Origin of the sequence: Clostridium sp. BL-8 (genome assembly GCF_002006495.1) — a bacterium.
Classification (GTDB): domain Bacteria; phylum Bacillota; class Clostridia; order Clostridiales; family Clostridiaceae; genus Clostridium.
Window position 1 is genome coordinate 1 of the sequence record NZ_LZZL01000095.1, and the last position, 19,970, is coordinate 19,970.

The following is a 19,970-nucleotide window of genomic DNA, read 5'->3' on the forward strand; positions in this document are numbered from 1 at the left end:
CGCATCCATTTCTGCATGTTCCCGAAACAAGTTCGTGACAAGCAATAAATGGAACAAACAAAAGGAGGCAGAAGATATGAAGATGATAAAGACAACAGAGGCAGTTGGTAATGTTTTATGTCATGATATTACTCAGATAATAAAAGGAGTAAGTAAAGGAGTTGCCTTCAAGAAAGGTCATATTATAAAAGAGGAAGATGTTCCAGTATTACTTTCCTTAGGAAAAGATAATATCTATATATGGGAAAAAAATGAGAAGATGATGCATGAAAATGAAGCAGCGGACGTTTTATTTAAGATATGCAAAGGGAAAAATATAAGTGGAACTGAAATAAAAGAAGGTAAAGTTGAACTCATATCCGAGGTGGATGGAATTCTACAGGTTGATGTAGAAAGGTTAAATAAGATTAATTCCCTGGGAGAAATTATAGTTTCAACACGTCATAGAAATTTTCCAGTTAAAAAAGGAGATAAATTAGCAGGAACAAAAGTTATACCTCTTGTTATAGAAAAAGAAAAAATTAATGAAGCTGAAAAGATAGCTTTAGATAAGCCATTGCTAAATGTTATTGAATTCAGCAAAAAAAAAGTCGGTATTGTTACTACTGGAAATGAAATTTTCCATGGGAGAATTAAGGATGCCTTTGGTCCTGTCATAATAGAAAAATTATCAGAATATGAGGTTGAAGTCTTAGGGCAGGAAATAGTTAATGATAACCTTGAAAATATAACTGGAGCTATTGATAAGTTTTTAAAGATGGGTGCAGACATGATAATCTGCACAGGAGGTATGAGCGTTGATCCAGATGATTTAACACCAAATGCTATAAAAAGAACAGGTGCAGAGATTGTATCTTATGGTGCACCTGTGTTTCCAGGAGCAATGTTTTTATTAGCCTATTATAACGATAATATTCCAATAGTTGGGTTACCAGGCTGTGTAATGTATTCTAAGCGTACAATTTTTGACTTAGTTCTACCTAGAATGATGGCAGATATAAAGTTATATGATAAAGATTTAATTGAAATGGGGCATGGAGGTCTATGTTTATCATGTAATGTATGCACATTTCCTAATTGTGGATTTGGAAAAGGAATGTAAGAAAGGGCGATAAATATGGGACTAAATCATTTTGATAATAATGGAAATGCAATTATGGTGGATGTAACTGAAAAGGAAGTGACAGAAAGATTAGCCATTGCAAAAGGAAAAATAAAAGTAAATAAAGATGTATTTGAAGCAATAAAAAATGGAACTGCTAAAAAAGGTGACGTGTTAGGAGTTGCAAGGGTTGCTGGAATTATGGCCACTAAGAGAACAGCAGATTTAATACCAATGTGTCATGTTCTAATGATTACTAAAAGCAGCATTGAATTTGAAATGTTTGAAGAGGAACTCGAAGTAGAAGCAACCTGTATTGTTAAAGTAAGTGGCAAGACAGGGGTTGAAATGGAAGCTTTAACTGGCGTAACAGTAGCACTGCTTACAATTTATGATATGTGTAAGGCTATGGATAAGACTATGGAAATAGGTGAAGTCTATTTATATAAGAAAACAGGCGGTAAAAGTGGAGATATAGAAAATAAAAGTAGATTATAAAAAGTGTATTTATTAACTATAAACAGGATTCATATAAATTCAAATGAAGATAAGTAGGGAGGAATGCAGATTTTGTTAGATTTATTTGGACGTAATATAGATTATCTTAGAATATCTATAACAGATAAGTGCAATTTTAGATGTAAATACTGCATGCCAGAAGGTAATGTTGATTCTTTAAAGAACGATGAAATTTTAACACTTGATGAAATAATTAAAATCTGTAAAAGTGCCTCTGAATTAGGGATTAAAAAGATTAAAATAACAGGTGGAGAACCACTTCTTAGAGAAGATGTGATAGAACTCATAAAATGTATTAAAAGGTTACCTCTTATAAATAATGTTACCTTAACAACAAATGGAGCACTTCTCTATGATAAAATTCAAGAGCTTAAGGAAGCAGGAATAGATAGTATAAATGTAAGCTTAGATTCACTGGTAAAAGAAAAATTTAATGATATTACAAGAAGAAAAGAATTTGATACTGTTATTAAAGGTATAAGTGAAACAATAAAAAGTGGAATAAAAGTAAAAATAAACTGCGTTCCAATTAAGAATTTTAATTTCGATGAAGTAACTAGCATTGCATTAATTAGCAAAGAAAAAAATGTAGATGTCAGATTCATAGAAATGATGCCCATGGGATTAGGTGAATCTTTTTCAGGAATATCAAATAAAGAAATACTTGAGGTTCTTGAAAAAGAGTATGGAGAATTTTCTAGGATGGAAAACATAGATGGTAATGGACCAGCTGTATATTATAGAAATAAAGAATTTAAAGGCAGCATAGGATTTATTGGTGCAGTGAGTAATGAATTTTGTAAGAATTGTAATAGGATAAGAGTTACAGCAGATGGCTTCTTAAAACCATGTCTATGTTATGGAACAGGAATTGATATAAAAAACTTAATCAGAAATGGGATTGATGAAAAAGAATTAACAAACGCAATAAAAGTTGGTATTTTAAGTAAGCCTGAGAAGCATGAATTTAATGAAAAGAAGAAATCAGATAAAATTGAAATTAGGAAAATGTCACAAATCGGAGGTTAGTTATGGGGAAAGTCATAGCAGTATGCATAAGTGAAAAGCGAGGCACACAAAAAACTAATATTAAAGAGGCAAATTTTATAGAAAACTTTGGAATAGAGAAAGATGCTCATGCAGGAGATTGGCACAGGCAAGTAAGTTTATTATCTTATGAAAAAATAGATGAATTTAATAAAAAGGGTGCTAATGTGATAGACGGAGCCTTTGGTGAAAATCTAGTAGTAGAAGGTATAAAATTTACAGAACTGCCTGTTGGAACAAAGCTACAGTGCAATGATGTAATTTTAGAGATGACACAAATAGGAAAAGAGTGTCACAGCCATTGTGAAATCTATAAAAAAATGGGAGAATGCATCATGCCGACTAACGGTGTATTTGCAAAAGTTATTAAAGGCGGAAAAATAAAATGCGGAGATGAGATGATGGTCATTGTATAGAGTCAGAATTATTTCTCATAAAAATGCAAATTTGAGTTATAGGTCTAATTTATTGTTCAATAACCACAATATGCTTGAAATAAACTCGAATTAAATAAGAATATTTTTTGAATTAACCTTTATATACTTGATATATAGGATAATATATGTATAATTGATAATTAAATAAGTTAATTTTGATTTGGGGGAATGAAAAATGTTAAAAGTAACAAACACAGAAAAGGCTCCAGCAGCCATAGGACCATATTCACAAGCAATAAGCTTTGGAGATTTATTATTTACATCAGGACAAATACCACTAGATCCTGCAACTGGTGAGGTAGTAGGGACTAATATAGAAGAACAGGCTCTTCAAGTCATGAAGAATATTTCAGCTATATTAGAAGCAAGTGACACTCAGTTTAAGAATGTTATTAAAACAACTTGTTTTATTGCAAACATGAGTGATTTTGCTAAATTTAATGAAGTTTATGCAAAATATTTTGTAAGTAGTCCAGCACGTTCATGTGTAGCTGTAAAAGAACTTCCTAAGGGAGTTTTATGTGAAGTCGAAGTGATAGCCTGCAAAAATTCATAAAATATAAGCAGTGCATGATATATTTTGTTTTCTTAATAAGTGTGTAGTTCTAGGCACAATCAAATAAAATATGGACTATTCACAAATTTATGAACAAAATAATAAATTGTCCACAAGATTTACTTTAGAAATAAGTTGTTTTGTGGACAATTTTTTATTTTAGGCATTTTTTAGTTCTGAAACCAATTCATCCATAAGTTCTTTTACCGTCGTAATTTTAGTAATTCTACTTGCATTTTCACCACAGAATATAAGACCTTCATCAATCTTACCATTTACTGCGTTTATTAATGCTTTACTAATACAATAAGGAGTAGTTGCAGGATTACAAGGCGTTAGACAATTGTAACAATGAGTTACTTTTTCGCCTTCAGAATGAGCCTTTTTAACAAATGGATTACTAATAGCTCTTCCTGGCATTCCTACAGGACTCTTTACTATTTGGATATCCTCTTTTTTGCAATTGATATAAGCATTCTTAAATTCATCAGAAGCATCACATTCTTCAGTTGCAACAAATCTTGTTGCCATTTGAACACCACTAGCTCCTAATTTTAAGTACTTAGCAATATCATATCCATCAAAAACTCCGCCAGCAACTACTACTGGGATTTCTTTGTTGTATTTTTTTGCATACTTTTTTGTTTCATCTATTATATCTGCAACGGATTTGTCAAAATCTATATTTCCGTCTTCTAATTCTTCAACCTTAAAACCTAAATGTCCACCAGCTTTTGGACCTTCGATAACAACAAGATCTGGGGCTACATTATCATGCTTATCCCAAAGCTTTAGAATCACTTTTGCCGCCTTTAAAGAAGATACAATTGGTGCAATTTTTACAGAAGAACCTTTTACTATTTTAGGTAACATAGTAGGAAGTCCAGCTCCAGATATTATTAAATCAACTCCAGCTTCTATTGCAGCTTTTATATGAGCTTCGTAATTATTTGTTGCAACCATAGCATTAATACCAATGATTCCATTTACTGCTTTAGACTTTGCAAGAGTAATATGCTTCTTTAAAGCCCTTAAATTCGCTTCTAAAGGGTTTTTTATAAAATCATCCTCATTGTAACCAAGCTGTGCAGCAGAAATAATTCCAACACCGCCAGCATTTGCAACAGCAGCAGCCAAATTTGAAGATGAAACACCAATACCCATACCTCCTTGAATAATAGGAATAGGGGCAATTAAATTTCCAATCTTAAGAGAATTAAAATTCATTTTACATATATCCTTTCACGAGAAATTCGACAATAAAATATTTCGATAATCAAAATACTTCGAGAATCAAAGCATTATACTCTATTATAAAATAATATTTGTACTTAAACAAGAAATATTTGAAAAACTACTTTATAAATGAGTATTTACAAGGCAAAGATTCTATTTTAATAATAATATTTTTAGATTAGAAAATTAAAATAATAATTTTCTTGACACTAACCATGATTGCATGATAAAATACTTTATGTCTTAGGGGTATGGCTCAACGGTAGAGTAGTGGTCTCCAAAACCATTGGTTGTGGGTTCAAATCCTACTGCCCCTGCCACAAAGGTCGTAGCACGTCGTGCTACGGCTTTTTTATTTTTTATAAAAATTAATTCAATATTAGAATAGTGTAAGCATAATATGGTAATAATCCATTTTGAGGTGGAATCAAAATGAGCGGACTAATTTTATTAAATGAAGTAAGAGATGAAAAAAAGAAAAATCAATTATTAATATCAGATAAAATTAAAAATGAAAGAGTTTGTGAAGAATCTTATATTACGTTTGAAGAAAAATTTAATTTATTTAAAGATAGCAAAGAGTCAGATGACTTAAATAATGAAAGAGATATAAGTTTGATTATAGATAGAATTTTTTTATTAAATAATGATACACTAATAATAAATTTTATAAATGCAATATATAATGATAATTTAAATATAAATACCCAAATTAGATGTATTGAAAATAGCCCAATAGTAATTCCTCAAAATTCAAATTATAATATTAAAATTTTCGCTCAGGATGAGTATAGAAATTTTGAATATGAGATACAATTTAAAATTAGTGATCATGAGAATCTTGGAATAATAATAAGTAAGAAGGACTTAACGAATAAGAACATAGTTACTTTTAGTAAAAGAAAAAACAATTCAAATATTATGAGTAACTTAAAAGAATGTCAGGATAAATGCATGATAATATTAGACTCAGAAGTTCAAGTACCAGATGTATATGAACGCAAGTCAAGTTTTAATAAAAAAAATATAAAAGATAAAATAAATGTAGTCAAAGGTTGGAAATATGATTTTAGAAGATTATTCGAAGAAAAAATGTATTTATTGTTTCCATTAAAGGTAATAGATTTAAGAAAAAGATTGTTAGACATAAATTCAGAAGCAGTATCTAAAAAGATGATTAAAGATGAAATTTTCATATTCTTCAAAGATATGAACAGATACTTGAAAAGGATTAAAAGTGCAGATTTAATTATGGATAGGGAACTTAATAAAATGAATTTGATAGCAATAGATTTATTAAATAGCTTAATTAATGATGAAAGTGATATCTCTATTAATTTAAAAATGGATATACAGGCCGTACTAAAGGAAATGGTGGTATAATGATCATTTGAGTTTACTAAAGAATTACATGTTTTTAAGAAAGGTATATGAAATATAACAAGAAGTAATCCGGATTATTAGGATTAATATTGAAGATTAACCATATATTAATAAGAATAAAAGTTACCTTTAAGGTTAAAATACTATTGTCGGTAGGGGAAATAAAATATTTTGTCTATTGATGTATACCATATTAACCGAGGAGGGGATCGTTATGTCACACAATAGTAATAGAACAGTAGTTCCAGAAGCAAAAAATGGCTTGGCAAAATTCAAGACAGAAGTAGCTCAAGAACTAGGAGTTCCATTTAAAGAATATAATGGAGACTTAAGTTCTAGACAATGTGGTTCAGTAGGCGGAGAAATGGTGAAAAGAATGGTAAAGGAATATGAAAGCAGAATCTAGTTTAAAGTTATTAAATTTTAAATTAAATTCAAAAGCTAATATGTTGAAATAACATAATCATATTCTAAAATCAGGGAGATACATTACGCAGTTGCGCAATGTATCTCTTCTTTATGTGTACTAAATTTTATTTTTATGTGCCTTAAAATTTTAAACATTTTGGACTGATTGTGAATTTCGTGATAAAATTAGAACAAAAGTTCGATAGAATAATTATAGGTGATTATATGAGAAAGATTAGGATTTTACATACAGCAGATTTACATTTTGATACGCCTTTTAGTGGAATGTCACCTAAAGAAGCATTGAAAAGTAAAGAAGAATTAAAACAGGTTTTTGAAAAGATAATACAGATTTCACTAGAGAAAGAAATAGATATTCTTTTAATTGCAGGAGATATTTTTGATAATTTATCTGTAAATAAAACTACTCTTTATTTTATTAAAAATTGTCTTGAAAAAATAAATACCATTAAAGTATTTATAAGTCCAGGGAATCATGATCCATTTAATGAAAAATCCTTTTATAGTATTGTAGGTTGGCCTGAAAATGTTTATATTTTCAAGGGAAAGATGGAAAAAGTAATATTAGAAGATCTAAAGACTATAGTTTGGGGTGCTGGATTTAATACTTCCCATGTTAATAAATCTATGTTAAAGGAAGTAAAAAGAGTAGAGGACTATAACAATATAATGGTAATGCATGGTGAAATTGCCGCTATAAAAGATGGAAATGAGTATAATCCTATTACAGAAGAGGATATAGCAGAAAGTAATATGGATTATATAGCACTAGGCCATAGACATAAATTTTCAGAAGTAAAGAAAATAAAAAATACTTACTATAGCTATAGTGGGTGTCCTCAAGGAAGAGGTTTTGATGAACTTGAAGATAAAGGAATAGTTTTATTAGAGATTAAAGATAGATTTCTTGAAAGTAAGTTCATTAGAACATCCATTAGAAACTATTATGAAAAAGAGATAAACATTGAAGGATGTTTTGGCTATAGCGAGGTAAAGAGCAGAATTATTAATGAAATTTCAAATGATGATAGAAAAAATAATTTTTATAAGATAATTTTAAATGGACAAGTATCTGAAGAATTTGTAATTAATGAAGAAGTTTTGCAAGATCTTCTTAAGGAAGAGTTTTATTTTATAAAAGTTATAGATAAAAGTGAAATTAAATTGAATTTGAGTGAATTAATGAAGGGATATTCTCTTAAAAGCATGTTTGCTAAGAAAATATATGATAAACTGCAAAGTGCAGAGACAGAAGAAGAAAAGGAGCTTATAATCTTAGCGCTAAAAATAGGACTTCAAAGTATTTCAGGAGAAGAGGTAAAAATTTATGAAGGATAAATTAACAACAGATAAACTTATGAGTTGTAGATTTATGCTTGGTATAAGTGAATATATAGGGGAATTTATGAAGAGATGCATCTTGTCTTGTAAAAGAGGTGAGTTTTTTGAAAATTAAAAGTGTTAATATAAAAGCTTTTGCCGGACTTAAAGAAAAAAGATTAGATTTTGATGATGGGTTTAATTTAATTTATGGAAAAAATGAAAAGGGAAAGAGTACAATTGAAAGTTTTATTAAAATATGGTTGTATGGAATTGATAATTCAAGGGGAAAGTTTAATGATAGAAAAAAATATTCACCGTTAACTGGGGAAAAAATTTCTGGTGAGCTAGTATTAGAGCATGAAGAAAAAGGATATATCATAAAGAGAAGCTTTGGAGCAACCAAAAAAGATGATACTTGCGAAATCTTAGATGAGATAACTGGCGAGATTATAGAAATTGAAAATAAAAATGAACCAGGAAAGTATTTTTTAGATATAAATCTTGCAACTTTCATAAAAACTTTATTTATAGGGCAATTAGGAGTTATGGTTTCAAAAGATAAAGAAGAAGAAATAATGGAAAAAATAACCAATATATATAACACAGGAGATGAAAACACATCTGTAAAAAAAGTAATTGAAAAGTTAGAAAAAAGGAAAAAACAATTAACTGGAGTTAGAAAAGGCGGAGAACTTGATTTATTGAAGGATAATGCTGATGCTCTTAAAGCAGAACTCTGGGAAGCATATAAATTAGCGGAAGAAAATGTTGATAATGAAGAAAGTTTAATAAGAAAAAAAGAGTTCAAGATTCATATAAATGAACAGATTCAAAAATTAGATTTGTATAAGAAGTATGTAAAGAAAATAAAGCTTCAAAAAGATTATAAAGAAATAAGCGATTATCTAATAAAAGGTGAAGAGTTAAAAAGAAAACAAGATGCTATAATACAAGAACTCAAAAAAGGTGATGACTATATAACTACTGAGTTTTTAGATGATATTAATGAGAAATGTTCCAGATACTTAAGTTTATTAGATGTTAAACAGGAAAAAGTAAATAAATTTACTGACTTAGAGAAAGAATTAAAAGGAAAAAGTGATGATATTGGAAGTTATAAAGTGTTTTCTTCTATGGGAAATAATATTAAGGAGAAAATATACACCTTAAAAGCTGAGCAAAAAAACTTAGAGGACAAGCTTAATGAGATTATTAATCTCCAAAATTCTATATCTAGATTTAAAATGGACATAAGCAAAAAAGCCGCAGCTATTGAAAATTTAGAATTATTAAGTGAGAGTAGAGAGGAAATAGAACAATTACTTAATTCATACAAGGAAGCTCTAAAAGAATTAAAATATAAGATAGAGAATCAAAGTTATGATAAGAAGGAAGTAGATTTAAAAGGCTTAAGAACAAAGATAAATATTATATATATAGCGGGTATTGTTAGTGGCTTACTATTTACTTATGGAGCAATTAAGCAAATAGTTCCTGCTATGATCATTTGTATTCCTATATTTATTTTGTTAATAAGATTTTATTTAAAATATTCTATAGCAATAAAGAATGAAGAACTTATCAGTAAAAATAAGAAGTCGGTTGAAAATATAAAGGAAAGAATTTCAGAATATGAAGAAAAACTTAACGTATATATTGATAAGACAAATTGTAAATCTTATGAAGAATTTATTAATAAATTAACTCAATATGATAAGTTTAAAAGCTATAAAGACAGTACTAACTTAGCAGTTAAGGGTAAAGAAGAAGAGATTAACAAATATAATATTACAGAATTAAAATCCAGTCACAACAGAAATAAAGGAGTAATAGCTTCATTATATAGTGTATTATCATGTAGTTCCTTAGATGAAGTATTAAGTAAATTAGAGATATATGAACAATTAAAGGAAAAAATTCTTATAAGTGAATATGAAGTTGATAGAATTAAGCAAGAGATAGAAAATATAAATGAACAATTAGTTGATAAGGAAGAAGAAATTAGAAAGAAAACTTCTATATTAGGCTTGGAAAATATAGAAATAGCAGATATGCATATCTATTTAAAAGAGTATAAAGAGAAAATAAATAAGATGAAAGAAATAAAAAGTGCCATGCAAAGTGTGGAAGAAACTTATAAGGTTTTAATAAAAGATAGAAATATAGATGAAATAAAAGAGGAAATGAAACAAATAGTAAGTCAGGATATAAATTATTCTTATAAATCTGAAGAAGAAATAGATAATGAGATTAGAAGACAATCAAATGAATTATTAAAAGTTGAAAAAGAGATAAAAGATTTAGAACATCTTATAGAAAAACGGTATTTAGGAAAAAGAGAAATTCCAGAAATAGAAGAAGAAATACTGATTAATAATGAAAAAATCATAAAGTTAGAGAAGGAATCTAAAGCAATAAATTTAGCAAGTGACATACTTCAGGAAGCATTTGATGAAGTTAAAAAAAATGTTGGTCCTGATTTAAATGAAAAGGTCATAAATAAGTTCAATTTTTTAACCAATGAAAATTATGAAGAAGCAAAAATATCTGAAGAATATAAATTAAGAATAAGACATGAAGGAGTACTGCTTGATGGTGACATTTTAAGTAATGGTGCAAAAGATCAATTGTATTTATCATTAAGGCTTTCTTTTATAAATATGCTATTTAAAAATAAAGAAGTTCCAATATTTTTAGATGATGCCTTTGTTCAATATGATGATGAAAGAAGAGAGACGGCATTAAAGCTTTTAATAAATGAAAATTTTAAGCAGATAATATTTTTTACATGTCAGGAAATAGAAAAGAATATCTTAAATAAGAATCAATATGAATGTAAATTAATAAATTTAAATTAAGGTATATGAAAATAGACTGGCAAATGGACTTAGGATTTATTTAATTGTGCCTAATATACTTGAAGAAGAAGGCCTATATCGCATTTTGAGTAAAAATTAGTGATATAGGCTGATTTTATTCCTTTACTTATAGGCAATTTAATGCTGTTGACATATTAAGACTTTGACAGTAATATTATTAACAGAGCGCAAATGCAAATCAAATGCAGAAGAGGTATGAGATGAAAAAGAAAATTATGGCGGCAGCGTTAATAATACTAATGAGTATTACGCTGATTAGTTGTGGAATAAATGCAAAAACTACGTCACCACAAGTAAATGATGATAAATTAAATATTGTAGTTTCAATATATCCACTAAAAGAATTTGCTGAGAAAATTGCTGGAGACAAGGCAGAAGTAACTTGTTTAGTTCCAGATAACATGGATCCACATGATTATGAACCTAAGACCAGAGATTTTAAAACATTAACTAGTAGCAAAGCTTTTATTTATAATGGTTTGGGAATGGAAGAGTGGGTGGATCAAGTAAGTGAAGCAATTAAGGAAAATGGTGTACTTGTTGTGGATTCTAGTGCTGGGATTGAAGCTCGGAAAGAAGGAGATGCCATTGATCCTCATAGCTGGTTAAGTTTAAAAAATGCAGAAATACAATCTGAGAACATAAAAAATACTCTTGTTAAGCTAGATGAAAAGAATAAGGATTATTATGAAGAAAATTATAATAATTTTAAAGAAGAATTAGAAGGTGTATATAATGAATATAAACCTAAATTTGACACACTAAATAAAAAGAACTTTATTACTGGTCATGCAGCTTTTGGTTATTTGTGCAGAGATTTTGGCTTGACACAAAAATCAGTAGAAAACTTATTTGCTGAAGGAGAACCAACTCCGAGGCAGTTAGAAGAACTAGTTAATTACTGTAGAGAAAATAATATAAAGACCGTTTTTTCTGAATCATTAGCAAGTCCTAAGGTTTCAGAAACATTAGCAAAAGAAGTTCAAGCAGATGTGGTGCCTATATTAACATTAGAATCTAAAGAAGATGATAAAGATTATATAGAGGCAATTAAATACGACTTAGATGAAATATATAGATGTTTATCAAGTGAATAAATTTTATTAAAATAAATGTTGAAGTTATTGCAAAATTATTTTTGTAGCAGCTTCAACTTTTTTATTTATCTAGAATATTAGAAAGAAGTATAATAAAGCCAAAAATTTAAGTGGTAATCAATTTCAATTAAATTAAAATCAATAAAAGATATTGTCTTAATTAGTATTTTTGTTACTATAATGCTAATATTGTTAAATTTATCTAAGAATTATATCACAATATAGTATATTTTGATATAATTGGTCTATGGACAGAAGTTAGTATGGAAAGGAAGGGAATGTTTATATGAATGGATTAAAAATCAGGGGTAAAATAGGTCTAGCTTTTATATTGATAATTGTAATGGAGGGAATTTTATTTACTGTAGCTTATAAGGGCATGGAAAACGTACAATTAATAAGAGAAGCACAAAATAATATGGTCATAGCCTCAGCATTATCCATTATAGTTACAGCGATATTGGGATTATTATTAATAAATTCAATTTGTAAGCCTATTAAGAAACTTAATGATATGGCTAAGAACATTGAGAATGGATATCTTAATGGAAATGAGATAGATATTAAAACTAATGATGAAATAGGCGAATTAGCCTATTCGCTTAAAATGATATCAAAAAATATAAATGACTTTAAAGAACAGGTGCAATGGCTTGAAGGCACTTTTAGAGTTGGAAATACAAGAGATAAAATAGACAGCTCTAAATTTAAAGGAATTTACAAGGAAATGGCGGATTCTATAAATGATGCTATGTGGATATCAATAGAAATATTTATAAAGTTATTTGCAGTACTAAAAGAATATTCAGAAGGAGATTTCTCCACTGAACTTGAAAAATTTCAGGGACGATATGGTTTGGTTAATGAATATGCAAATAATTTAAGAATTAATTTACTAAACATATCAAAGGAGCAGATAAATATAATCAATGAAATTAAACAGGGAGATTTATCAAAAAGAGCGGATGCATCTAAATTCAAGGGCTCATGGGCAGAAATGATTCAAGGAATTAATGAATTAATAGAAGTAATTGTGAAGCCAATCGATGAAGTTATTAGTGTAATGGGAGAAATGTCTCAGGGGAATTTATCTGTATTAATTACTGGAAATTATAAAGGGGAATTTCAATTATTAGGAAAATCAATTAATAATCTAGGCGAACGCTTAAGAACAATTGTTAAAGAAATTTCTGAAGTTACAGGAAAAATTTCAATGGGAGATCTTAATATTGAAACTGTAAGAGAATTTAAAGGAGACTTTAAGGGAATTTCTAGTTCATTAAATGTGATAATAGAATCTCTAAATTCTGTTATAAGTGAAATAAATACTGCATCACATCAGGTATTTTCAGGAGCAAATGAAGTTTCAACTGGCAGTCAAGTTTTATCACAAGGGGCTACGGAGCAGGCCAGTGCTATTGAAGAGCTGACATCATCGATGGCTGAAGTGGCAGCACAAATTAAGGAAAATTCTGATAATGCAAATGAGGCTAAGGAACTTGCACTAGCAGTAAAAGAAAATGCAGAGGAAGGGAATAAGCATATGGGAGAAATGCTTGAATCTATGAGAAAAATAAATGAATCTTCTGCAAATATATCTAAAATAATAAAAGTAATAGATGAAATTGCATTTCAAACTAACATACTTGCGCTTAATGCCGCTGTAGAAGCTGCAAGGGCAGGACAGCATGGAAAAGGCTTTGCTGTAGTAGCAGAAGAAGTGAGAAACTTAGCAGCAAGAAGTGCTAACGCAGCAAAGGAAACCACAACACTTATAGAAGGATCTATAAAGAAAGCAGAAATAGGAACTGAAATTGCAAACAATACAGCAAAGGCTTTATATGAAATAGTAGATGGAGTATCAAAGGCAGCAACTCTTGTATCAGAAATAGCTGCAGCTTCAGAAGAACAGGCAGCAGGTGTGGCTCAGATAAATGTAGGTATTGAACAGGTATCGCAAGTGGTACAGACAAATTCAGCAACAGCTGAAGAAAGTGCATCAGCCAGCGAAGAACTTTCAGGCCAAGCTAAAATGCTTAATAATATGGTTTCTACTTTTAAATTAAAAAATAATAATATTGATAGAAGTATTCAACTAAATAATGAGACTATTAGGCAGCCTTACAATAGAGCAAATGATATGGAATTTAGTGAAACAGCATCAGCATCTAAGAATACTAAAATAGTTTTAAGCGATAGAGATTTCGGGAAATATTAAATAATATATATGTTGCAATCAAAAATTTACTGTGAACTGTGCATTGCAGATTGCAATATATATTAAGAGTACACTTAATATAAGTATCAGTTAGAGGCAAAAGATAAATAGTAAATTGTAAGCAAAAAAGTAATAAGTTTAGCCAGTTAGTCTAAACTTATTACTTTTTTGTTATTCACTATAAAATAGCTTGATTGTTATTTTACAACTATATTTACGAGTCTTCCTTTGATTACAATTACTTTAACTATATTTTTACCTTCAGTATTTTCCTTAATAGTTTGATTTTCTAAAGAAGCTTTCTTTATGCTTTCATCATCTAAGTTTGAAGGTATATTAATCTTAGCTTTTATTTTACCATTTATTTGAATGGCAATTTCAACTTCATCTTTAATTAAAGCAGAAGGATCAAATTCTGGTAATCTTTCATTAAAGATTGTTGAAGTATTTCCAAGCAAGCTCCATTGTTCTTCAGTAAAGTGAGGAGCAAATGAAGCAAGTAATTTTAAGAAATCACTTACAGTTTCTTTTAAGAACTTAGTATTTTTAACTTCTTCTTGAAGGTACTTGCTGATTGCATTTGTAAATTCCATAAGTCTTGCTATTGCAGTGTTAAATTGCATTTTATTTCCGTCTTCAGTAACACCTTTTATAGCTGTATGCTTCCAGAAGTTTAATTCTTTTTCAGGAGAATCAATAGAATCCTTTGTATTTTCAGTTGAAGCTATGGCTTCTCTACAAGTTTCTAAAGTTCTTTCAATTCTATCTACGAATTTACCTACGGATTTAATTCCATCGTCACTCCAAGCTCCGCCTTCAGTGTATCCAAAACCAAACATTAAGTACATTCTAAATACATCAGCACCATATTCTTTAATATAATCATCAGGAGAAATTGTATTTCCTTTTGATTTACTCATCTTAAGTCCATCTGGCCCTAAGATCAAGCCTTGGTGAGTTAAACTTAAGAATGGTTCATCAAAGTTTAAGTAACCAGCATCTCTTAAAGCTTTTGTTACAAATCTTGCATATAATAAATGCATACATGCATGTTCAGGTCCACCAACATATTTATCAACAGGAAGTACCTTGTTGATTTTTTCAGGGTCAAAAGGCGCATCTTCATTTTTATTATCTGCATATCTTAAATAGTACCATGAAGAACATACAAAGGTATCTAAAGTATCTGCTTCTCTCTTTGCAGGCTTTCCACAACAAGGGCAAGTAGTATTTATGAATTCTTCAGATTTACTAAGTGGTGATTTTCCATCTGGAGTAAATTCAACATCATAAGGAAGTTTTACTGGAAGATCTTTTTCTGGTACTGGAACTATACCACAATCATCGCAGTAGATAATTGGAATTGGAGCTCCCCAGTATCTTTGTCTTGATACTAACCAGTCTCTTAGTCTGAAGTTAACCTTCATTTCACCTAACTTATCTTTTTCTAGATCTTCAACTATTTTCTTTTTAGCTTCATCAGTTTCTAAACCGTCAAATTTACCTGAGTTAACAAGTATTCCATGTTCGCAGTATGGAAGCTTAGGATCAGTATTATCTTTATCAGTTATAACTCTTTCAATTGGTAAATTGAATTTACTTGCAAAAGCAAAGTCTCTTTCATCATGAGCAGGAACTGCCATAACGCAACCAGTACCATAAGTTGCCAATACATAATCTGAAATCCAAATAGGAACTACTTTACCATTGATAGGGTTTATAGCATAAGAACCAGTGAATACTCCTGTCTTTTCTTTCGTATTTGACTGTCTTTCAATTTCGGATTGTTTAGCTGCTGCTTCTTTATAATTTTCTACAGCATCTTTGTACTCTGGTAATGTTAATTCATCTACTAATTTGTTTTCAGGAGCTAAAACTACATAAGTAACACCATTTAAAGTATCGACTCTTGTAGTAAATACATCAAATTTTAAGTCTGAATCTTTTACCTTGAAAGTAACCTGTGCACCATAAGACCTTCCAATCCAATGTTTTTGCATAGATTTAGTCTTTTCAGGCCAATCTAAATCATCTAATTTATCAAGTAATTCATCAGCATAATCTGTTATTTTAAAGAACCATTGTGTAAGATCTTTCTTCACTACTTCTGTGCTGCATCTTTCACAAGTTCCATCAATAACTTGTTCATTAGCTAAAACTGTATTACAAGATGGACACCAATTAACTGGTGCTTTCTTTCTGTAAGCTAAACCTTTCTCATAAAGTTTCAAGAATAGCCATTGAGTCCATTTATAGTAATCTGGAAGGCAGGTAACAACTTCATTATCCCAGTTGAACATAGCTCCCATGGATTTTAATTGTTTCTCCATTGTTTCAATATTTTTTAAGGTAGAATCTTGTGGATGTATACCAGTTTTTATTGCATAGTTTTCTGCTGGTAATCCAAAAGCATCAAAGCCCATTGGCTGGAATACATTGTAGCCTTGCATTCTTTTAAGCCTAGCCCATGAATCAGTTGGACCATAGTTGAACCAGTGACCTGCATGAAGCTGAGCACCTGATGGATAAGAGAACATTTCAAGTGTATAAAGCTTCTTATCTAAATTTTCAGGATTAAACTTATAAGTTTCATTTTCTTCCCATATTTTTTGCCATTTTTCATCAATTTTAGTTCCGTAATTTGACATAACAACCTCCACTTAATCAGTTAACAGTTAGCAGTTAACAGTTTACAGTTGAAGGAGGAGATCACTGCGCGATCTCTAACAATTGTAAAATATTATCTGAATAACTGCGTAGAAAATTTTTATAATTTTAATAATATAAAGCTAACTTAATCAGTTAACAGTTAACTAAAAAAAGGCTTTCATCTCTTAAATAAAAGAGACGAAAGCGTAATTTCCGTGGTACCACTCTTAATTAGAAGAACAAATAAATTGATTCTTCTCACTCGATATTATAACGGTATTACCGTACTTGCTTTTGGCAAGTAAGCTCCTAGGCAAGTTCATAATAACACATCACTGTTTTGCACCTAAGACAGAATAAAATGTCTAACAACAGCTCTCTTAAGATATATTTATTACTAATACTCCTATTCATAGCACATAATATAAAATTTAATATCATTATATATTAATAAGCTAAAAAAAGTCAATAACATGTATTGAGGAATGGATCATTCATGAAAATTTTAATTTCATATTAAAAAAATAATAATATAAGAGTATAATTTAATATGCAAGATATACTTTTATAGACTTTAAAGAAATGAATTGGAACGTTAGTACTATTGAAATACCTTTAAGATGAGTTTACAAGAGGTAGAATTGTAAGCAATAGCAAAATATTAAGTATAAATTTTGGAGGGGTATATGGGAATTAAAATAGTTATATTTGTATGCAATTTAATTATTCCAATCATAATGATGTTTTTTGGCGTGAAGTTTAAAGAACATAGTCCTAAAAATATTAATGGGTTTTATGGTTATAGAACTTCAAGGTCAATGAAAAGTAAAGAGACTTGGGAATTTGCCCATAAATACTGTGGAAAGTTATGGACAAAGCTAGGGTTAATAATGTTAGTTGTATCTATTGGCTTTAGTATAATTGGAATTATACTAGATGATAAAGTTCAAGGAATAATTAATTTTACATTAATTATTATACAAACGATTATATTAATTGCATCTATTTTTCCTGTTGAGAAGGAATTAAAAAAGAATTTCGATGAGAATGGAAACAGAAGAGATTGATAATTTAAACTATATTTTATTATATGAAAATATAGTTTATAAACATGTAAAGCTTTAGGGTATTAGGAGGCAAGTATGGAGGCAAAAAAAATTGCTGCAGAAAAAGCAATAGAATATATAAAAAATGGGATGATATTAGGATTAGGAACTGGTTCTACGGCATATTACATGATTAAAAAGGTTGGAGAACTGGTTCAAAGTGGAATGGATTTAAAAGCAGTTGCAACTTCAAAAGATACTGAGAATTTAGCAAAAGAATTGCAGATTCCGTTAGTTAAAATAGATGAAATAGATAGAATTGACTTAGCAATTGATGGTGTTGACGAAATAGATATGGGATTTAGTGCAATTAAAGGAGGTGGAGGAGCATTATTTAGAGAAAAGATTGTTGCTAATTTAGCTAAAGAAGTAATATGGATTATGGATGATAGTAAATTAGTAGACAGTATAGGTGAATTTCCTTTGCCAGTTGAAGTATTACCATATGGCTATACACACGTAATAAGAAAGCTTAAAGAATATTCTTTAAGTCCTATAACAAGAATGAAATCAAATGAGTTTTTTATAACTGATAATGGTAATTACATTGTTGATTTACACATAGGAAAACCTATAGATATAGGTAAAATTTATAGTGAAGTTAAAGAAATACCTGGAGTTTTAGAAGTTGGTTTATTTATAAATATGTGTGATTATATTATTATTGGGACAAGTAATGGAGTTAAAGTTATTAAAAATAAAAAAATAAAAAGAGTGCAAAATAATATTATTTAAAGAAGTGTACAAGTAAGTACACGAGATATGAATAGGAGATGGATAAAAATGAAATTAGTAATATTAGAACCATTAGGAATAGGTAAGGACAAATTATTGGGAATGGCAAAGGATACCTTAGGCGATAAGGTAGATGTAATATATTATGATACAAGAGTAGAGGATACTGAAACTCTAATAGAGAGAAGTAAAGATGCTGATGCTGTAGTGCTTTCTAATCTTCCATATAAAAAAGAAGTAATTGAAAATTGTCCAAATTTGAAGATGATATGTGTGGCTTTTACCGGAGTGGATCATGTTGCTATGGATTGTTGTAAAGAAAGAAACATTACGGTATGTAATTGTGCAGGTTATTCAACAGTTGCGGTTGCGGATTTAGTGTTTGGAATGGTGATTTCGCTGTATAGAAACATAATACCTTGTGATAAGGTAACAAGAGAAGGTGGAACTAAAAATGGACTTGTCGGCTTTGAACTTGCAGGAAAGAAATTTGGAATTGTTGGTGCAGGTGCAATAGGTGTTAGAACAGCAATGATTGCCAAGGCTTTTGGATGTGAAGTATATGCTTATAGTAGAACTAAAAAGGAAATAGATGGGGTTGAATTTGTGGATTTAGATACATTAATGTCAACTTGTGATATTGTATCACTTCATGTTCCATTAAATGAAAACACTAAAGGATTAATAAATAAAGAGAACTTATCTTTAATGAAGAAAAATGCAATTTTAATTAATACAGCAAGAGGACCTGTTATAGATAGCGAAGCTCTTGCAGAAGCTTTAAACAGCGAAAAAATAGCAGGAGCAGGGGTGGATGTATTTGAAGTTGAACCTCCAATTCCTACTAACCATGTATTATTTGGAGCAAGGAATTTAATAGTAACACCTCACGTTGCTTTCGCTACAGCAGAAGCTTTTGAAAAGAGAGCTGTTATTGTTTTTGACAATATTGAAAAATGGCTAAAGGGAACTCCTCAAAATGTAATGTAAGAAGCTACTAAGAGTTGATAAAGTCATAAAAATATAACCTTATTCGTGTATATTTTCTTTATATTAAGGCATTATCAAAAAAGTAATAAGTCAATCCGCCTGACTATTTGGGCTTGTTATTTTTTTATATATTTAAAATGATTATAAGCATACAGGTATGCAGATTTTGCGATATGGATATTGACTATATTAAAAAGAATACAATATTTCACTACTGTTTAAACATTGATTAAAATTTCCATTGACAAATTATACGTGGTTATA

17 protein-coding genes, 1 tRNA gene and 1 other annotated feature are annotated in these 19,970 nt (G+C 29.5%); of the genes, 16 read left to right on the forward strand and 2 right to left on the reverse strand.

Translation table 11 applies throughout. The features are described from left to right. The first annotated feature begins 76 nt into the window (after positions 1-76). The 5 genes from CLOBL_RS23060 to CLOBL_RS23080 all read left to right on the forward strand — a co-directional run bounded on the left by CLOBL_RS23060 (position 77) and on the right by CLOBL_RS23080 (position 3,661). Positions 77-1,102 (forward strand): molybdopterin-binding protein, encoded by a 1,026-nt coding sequence (locus tag CLOBL_RS23060; RefSeq protein WP_077861165.1) that lies wholly within the window; start codon positions 77-79, stop codon positions 1,100-1,102. A gap of 15 nt (positions 1,103-1,117) precedes the next feature. Continuing rightward, a complete protein-coding gene (moaC, locus tag CLOBL_RS23065) occupies positions 1,118-1,600 on the forward strand; it encodes a cyclic pyranopterin monophosphate synthase MoaC (protein ID WP_077861166.1) in 483 nt (160 codons plus the stop codon). 63 nt (positions 1,601-1,663) lie between these two features. Next, entirely contained in the window at positions 1,664-2,650 is a 987-nt protein-coding gene (gene moaA, locus CLOBL_RS23070) for a GTP 3',8-cyclase MoaA (protein ID WP_242953902.1), read from the forward strand. A gap of 2 nt (positions 2,651-2,652) precedes the next feature. Continuing rightward, a complete protein-coding gene (locus tag CLOBL_RS23075) occupies positions 2,653-3,084 on the forward strand; it encodes an MOSC domain-containing protein (RefSeq protein ID WP_077861168.1) in 432 nt (143 codons plus the stop codon). A gap of 196 nt (positions 3,085-3,280) precedes the next feature. Beyond that, entirely contained in the window at positions 3,281-3,661 is a 381-nt protein-coding gene (locus tag CLOBL_RS23080) for a RidA family protein (protein ID WP_077861169.1), read from the forward strand. A gap of 159 nt (positions 3,662-3,820) precedes the next feature. On the opposite strand, the gene CLOBL_RS23085 is transcribed toward CLOBL_RS23080, so the two are convergent. Next, positions 3,821-4,888, reverse strand: a complete 1,068-nt coding sequence (locus CLOBL_RS23085; RefSeq protein ID WP_009168429.1) for a nitronate monooxygenase family protein — start codon at positions 4,886-4,888, stop codon at positions 3,821-3,823. A gap of 254 nt (positions 4,889-5,142) precedes the next feature. Between CLOBL_RS23085 and CLOBL_RS23090 the strand changes: the two genes are divergently transcribed. The 8 genes from CLOBL_RS23090 (at position 5,143) to CLOBL_RS23120 (ending at position 14,226) form a co-directional block, all read left to right on the forward strand. Next, positions 5,143-5,217 (forward strand) — tRNA-Trp (locus CLOBL_RS23090). Positions 5,218-5,329: 112 nt separating this feature from the next. Beyond that, a complete protein-coding gene (locus tag CLOBL_RS23095) occupies positions 5,330-6,280 on the forward strand; it encodes a hypothetical protein (RefSeq protein WP_077861170.1) in 951 nt (316 codons plus the stop codon). A gap of 214 nt (positions 6,281-6,494) precedes the next feature. Continuing rightward, positions 6,495-6,686, forward strand: coding sequence for an alpha/beta-type small acid-soluble spore protein (locus tag CLOBL_RS23100; RefSeq protein WP_009168431.1), 192 nt, complete (start codon positions 6,495-6,497; stop codon positions 6,684-6,686). Between the two features lie 227 nt (positions 6,687-6,913). Beyond that, on the forward strand, positions 6,914-8,047 hold the full coding sequence (locus CLOBL_RS23105; RefSeq protein ID WP_077861171.1) for a DNA repair exonuclease: 1,134 nt from the start codon (positions 6,914-6,916) through the stop codon (positions 8,045-8,047). After that, on the forward strand, positions 8,037-8,165 hold the full coding sequence (locus tag CLOBL_RS29045; RefSeq protein ID WP_278281354.1) for a hypothetical protein: 129 nt from the start codon (positions 8,037-8,039) through the stop codon (positions 8,163-8,165). The genes CLOBL_RS23105 and CLOBL_RS29045 overlap by 11 nt, the downstream gene beginning before the upstream one ends. Then, positions 8,155-10,890 (forward strand): AAA family ATPase, encoded by a 2,736-nt coding sequence (locus CLOBL_RS23110; protein WP_077861172.1) that lies wholly within the window; start codon positions 8,155-8,157, stop codon positions 10,888-10,890. The genes CLOBL_RS29045 and CLOBL_RS23110 overlap by 11 nt, the downstream gene beginning before the upstream one ends. 221 nt (positions 10,891-11,111) lie before the next feature. After that, the gene (locus CLOBL_RS23115; RefSeq protein WP_077861173.1) at positions 11,112-12,008 is read left to right on the forward strand and encodes a zinc ABC transporter substrate-binding protein; all 897 of its coding nucleotides are present in this window, start codon (positions 11,112-11,114) and stop codon (positions 12,006-12,008) included. Between the two features lie 286 nt (positions 12,009-12,294). After that, positions 12,295-14,226 carry a methyl-accepting chemotaxis protein gene (locus tag CLOBL_RS23120; RefSeq protein WP_077861174.1) on the forward strand — a complete coding sequence of 644 codons (1,932 nt, stop codon included), beginning with the start codon at positions 12,295-12,297 and terminating at the stop codon, positions 14,224-14,226. 197 nt (positions 14,227-14,423) lie between these two features. Here the strand turns inward: CLOBL_RS23120 and leuS are convergent, their stop codons facing one another. Further along, a complete protein-coding gene (gene leuS, locus CLOBL_RS23125) occupies positions 14,424-16,874 on the reverse strand; it encodes a leucine--tRNA ligase (RefSeq protein ID WP_077861175.1) in 2,451 nt (816 codons plus the stop codon). A gap of 192 nt (positions 16,875-17,066) precedes the next feature. Then, positions 17,067-17,298 (reverse strand) — a binding site (T-box leader). A 263-nt stretch (positions 17,299-17,561) separates the two neighbouring features. Here leuS and CLOBL_RS23130 point away from each other — a divergent pair. The 3 genes from CLOBL_RS23130 (at position 17,562) to CLOBL_RS23140 (ending at position 19,706) form a co-directional block, all read left to right on the forward strand. After that, entirely contained in the window at positions 17,562-17,942 is a 381-nt protein-coding gene (locus CLOBL_RS23130; RefSeq protein WP_077861176.1) for an SdpI family protein, read from the forward strand. Between the two features lie 75 nt (positions 17,943-18,017). Then, positions 18,018-18,716 carry a ribose-5-phosphate isomerase RpiA gene (gene rpiA, locus CLOBL_RS23135; protein ID WP_077861177.1) on the forward strand — a complete coding sequence of 233 codons (699 nt, stop codon included), beginning with the start codon at positions 18,018-18,020 and terminating at the stop codon, positions 18,714-18,716. Positions 18,717-18,764: 48 nt separating this feature from the next. After that, entirely contained in the window at positions 18,765-19,706 is a 942-nt protein-coding gene (locus CLOBL_RS23140; protein WP_077861178.1) for a 2-hydroxyacid dehydrogenase, read from the forward strand. The last annotated feature ends 264 nt before the right edge of the window (positions 19,707-19,970 follow it).